Origin of the sequence: Segeticoccus rhizosphaerae (genome assembly GCF_009192725.1) — a bacterium.
In the GTDB taxonomy this organism is placed as follows: domain Bacteria; phylum Actinomycetota; class Actinomycetes; order Actinomycetales; family Dermatophilaceae; genus Segeticoccus; species Segeticoccus rhizosphaerae.
In genome coordinates this window covers 1-3,156 of the sequence record NZ_VOHR01000392.1, presented here as the reverse complement: position 1 = coordinate 3,156, position 3,156 = coordinate 1, and the positions used below count along the sequence as shown (strand labels likewise).

General features: G+C 69.3%; 5 protein-coding genes and 1 pseudogene. All 6 read right to left on the bottom strand.

Annotated features, from left to right (window positions below):
* Window positions 1-2 precede the first annotated feature (2 nt).
* A pseudogene (locus FRW57_RS24165) lies at window positions 3-392 on the bottom strand (ATP-binding cassette domain-containing protein); the annotation flags it as partial.
* The gene (locus FRW57_RS24160) at window positions 341-685 is read right to left on the bottom strand and encodes a hypothetical protein (RefSeq protein WP_238999498.1); all 345 of its coding nucleotides are present in this window, start codon (window positions 683-685) and stop codon (window positions 341-343) included. The pseudogene FRW57_RS24165 and the gene FRW57_RS24160, both read right to left, overlap by 52 nt.
* Before the next feature lie 85 nt (window positions 686-770).
* Window positions 771-1,154, bottom strand: a complete 384-nt coding sequence (locus tag FRW57_RS19555; protein ID WP_203230432.1) for an ABC transporter ATP-binding protein C-terminal domain-containing protein — start codon at window positions 1,152-1,154, stop codon at window positions 771-773.
* A gap of 21 nt (window positions 1,155-1,175) precedes the next feature.
* A complete protein-coding gene (locus FRW57_RS24830) occupies window positions 1,176-1,301 on the bottom strand; it encodes a hypothetical protein (protein ID WP_274381615.1) in 126 nt (41 codons plus the stop codon).
* Window positions 1,298-1,804, bottom strand: coding sequence for a hypothetical protein (locus FRW57_RS25175; RefSeq protein ID WP_162529431.1), 507 nt, complete (start codon window positions 1,802-1,804; stop codon window positions 1,298-1,300). The genes FRW57_RS24830 and FRW57_RS25175 overlap by 4 nt, the downstream gene beginning before the upstream one ends.
* Window positions 1,801-3,018, bottom strand: a complete 1,218-nt coding sequence (locus FRW57_RS19550) for an MFS transporter (protein ID WP_152186825.1) — start codon at window positions 3,016-3,018, stop codon at window positions 1,801-1,803. Before FRW57_RS19550 ends, FRW57_RS25175 begins: the two co-directional genes overlap by 4 nt.
* Window positions 3,019-3,156 lie beyond the last annotated feature (138 nt).

Here is a 3,156-nt window from a genome sequence, read left to right as displayed (position 1 = left end):
CCTCATCTATCACACGAGCAACATGCCGGTGAATTCCCAGTCTCACACAGTCGACACGCGGGACCAGCAAAAACTAAGTGCGGCTGTAGTACTAGGTGGCTCTCCTGCACGCGGCTGTCGGCGAGCAGGTCCGCCGCCGGGCCGGACAACACGACGTGACCGGTCTCGAGGACGTAGGCGCGTTCGGCGACGGTCAGGGCCGCGTCGACGTCCTGCTCCAGCAACAAGATCGCCGTGCCCGAGCGAGCCACCTCCGGAAGGCGCTCGAGGATCTCGTCGACGACGACCGGGGCCAACCCGAGGGACAGCTCATCGATCATCATCAGGTCGGGCTCGCTCATCAGGCCGCGGGCGATGGCGCACATCTGCTGTTCCCCGCCTGACATGCTGCCGGTGACCTGGGCCCAGGCGTTCGCCCAGGCGGGGGAACAGCTCCACCACCCGGTCGATGTCGCACTTGCCCGGGCGCCAGCCCCCGAGTAGGAGGTTGTCGCGGACGGTCAGGCCGGCGAAGAGGCGGCGGCCCTCGGGCACGTGCGCCATGCCGAGGTCGACGATCGACTCGATCGACCTGCCCTGCAAAGCGGTACCGCGGAAGGTGGCGGCCGTCCACGATCCTCGCCATCCCCGAGAGGGCCCGCAGCAAGGTGGTCTTGCCCGCGCCTTTCGGACCGACCAGGGCCACGATCCCCGCTCGTCCACCTGCAGGTCGATGTTCCACAACACCTGCACCCGGCCGTACCCGGCGGACAGGCCGGACGTCTCGAGCATCATGTCTGGCTCCTGCGCCGTTTGGCGTAGCGGTGACCGAGATAGGCCTCGATCACCCGGTCGTCGGCGAGCACCTCCTGGGGGCCGCACTGGGTGAGCACGCTGCCCTGGTGGAGCACGAGGACCCGGTCACTCACCGCGAGGATCGCCTTCATCACGTGCTCGACGACAAGGATGGTCATCCCCTGCTGCTTGAGACGGCCGATGAGCTCCAGGCTGGGCTCGATCTCGCTGTGTCGCAGGCCCGCCATCACCTCGTTGAGCAGGAGCAGTCTCGGCTTGAGCGCCAGTGCCTTGGCGAACTCCAGCCGCCGCGCGTCTGCGACGGACAGCTCGCTGGGTGCCCGGTCGCCCTGCGCGGCCAGGCCCACCCGCTCGAGCACCTCGTCCGCGGCCTCGAGGGCCTAGGACATCATGCCGGTGCCCTCGGGGCCACAGAGCACGCCGACCGCGACATTCTCCCAGACGGTCATGCCGCGGAAGGGTTGGACGATCTGGAAGGTCCGGGCCACGCGGGCCTTGGCGATCACCCAGGGACGGGCGCCGGTGAGGTCCTTGCCATCTCACCGAGCTGGCCCTGGCAGACCTGCTCGAGGTCTACCGGATCCGGGAGCTGCTCGAGGAGGAAGCAGTGCGCGCCGCCGTGCCGGTGCTCACCGCCGACGACCTCGACCGGTTGCACGAGCTCGAGCCCGACGTGGGTGCCGCGGCTGCAGACGAGGACGTCATCGCGATGACCTAGGCGAACCGCCGGTTCCACTTCGCGCTCATCGACGCCTGCGCGCTGCCTCGGCTGACCCGCCTGATCGGCCAGCTCTCGGATGCCACCGAGGTCTACCGATCGGTCTACTACAACGAGGTGCCCCATCGGTAGCTCGTGCTGGACGAGCACCGTGCGGTGGTCGTCGCCGTGCGCGCGGGCGACGTGGCGCACCTCCGCTGGCTCGGGGAGCACCGCCAGCACGCGGTCGCCGCGCTCCGCCCGGTGCTTGCCCCTTCGCAGCCCTAGCTGCGCTGCCTCCGGAGGGGTCATGCGTCGCCGACGGTGACCGCCTCCGCCTCTGCCGCGCTGTGCGCCGGCTCGGCGCCGTGGTCCGGCTCGGTGTCGATGTGGTGCAGGACGGCCCGGCCAGTGTTGAGCATGATGACGGCGAGCACCACGGCTCCGGCTCCGACCCAGAACGGCAGGTGGACGCTGATGCTCTCACCGAGCTTGCCGGCCAGCCAAGGAGCCACGGCGCCGCCGCCGAAGCGGACGAAACTGTATGCCGCGGAGGCGACTCCGCGCTCGACCGGCGCCGCCTTCATGACCGTCTCGGTGATCAGCGTGTTGTTGACGCCCAGGCACGCGCCCGCGAGGATGACGCACACCGCGAGGACGGCCTTGCTCGACGTGAATACCGCCATGATGGCGAGCAGCACCGCGAAGGCGCCCAGTGCCGCCGAGATCGAGTTGAGCGTGCCGAACCGGCGCTGCAGGCGCGGCGCGACGAAGACCGAGGTGATGGCGAGCAGGATTCCCCAGCCGAAGAAGATGAACCCGATCTGGATCGCGCTGAGGTCCAAGGGAAACGGGGTGAAGGCCAACAGCGTGAAGAAGCCGAAGTTGTAGAGCAGCGCGGTCAGTCCGGTGACCAACAGACCGCGGTGCCGCAGCGCCCGCAGCGGGTCGAGCACGGAGGTCGCCCTCGGAGCACGCGGCGTGGAGGGGAGCAGGAAGACGGTGGCGACGAGGGCGATCAGCATCAGCGCGGAGACCCCGAAGAACGGCCCGCGCCAGGAGATGTTGCCGAGCACCCCGCCCACCAGCGGTCCGGCGGCGATGCCGATGCCCAGTGCCGCCTCGTAGAGGATGATCGCCTGTGCCACCGACCCCTTCGCGGACTGCACGATGGTGGCAAGCGCGGTCGCGACGAACAGCGCGTTGCCGAGTCCCCAGAGGGCTCGCCACGCGATGATCCCGTTGACCCCGTGCTGGGTTCCGGCCATGCTGGCGCCGATGATGATGACCATCAGGCCGAGCAGGAGAGTCCGTTTCGCGCCGAGGCGGCTGGAGATCGCGCCCGTGATCAGCATGGCCAGCCCCATGATGGCCATGTAGCTGGTGAACAGCAACGAGACCTGCGACGGAGTGGCGTCGAGCTGGTCGGCGATCGGCTTGAGGATCGGGTCCACGAGCCCGATGCCCATGAACGCGATCACGCTCGCGAAGGCGACGGCGAGGACGGACTTGGGTTGGCGCCACATGCGTTAGGACTCCTGCGAAGGTTGGGCGGGTTGGCGGTGGTGGGTGGGGTCGGCCGCGCGTTCGGGGCGGTCGGCGGCCTCGAGCAGCCGCCCGAGGCTGGTGATGGCGGTGCGCAGCGCGCGCCGGTCGACGGGGTC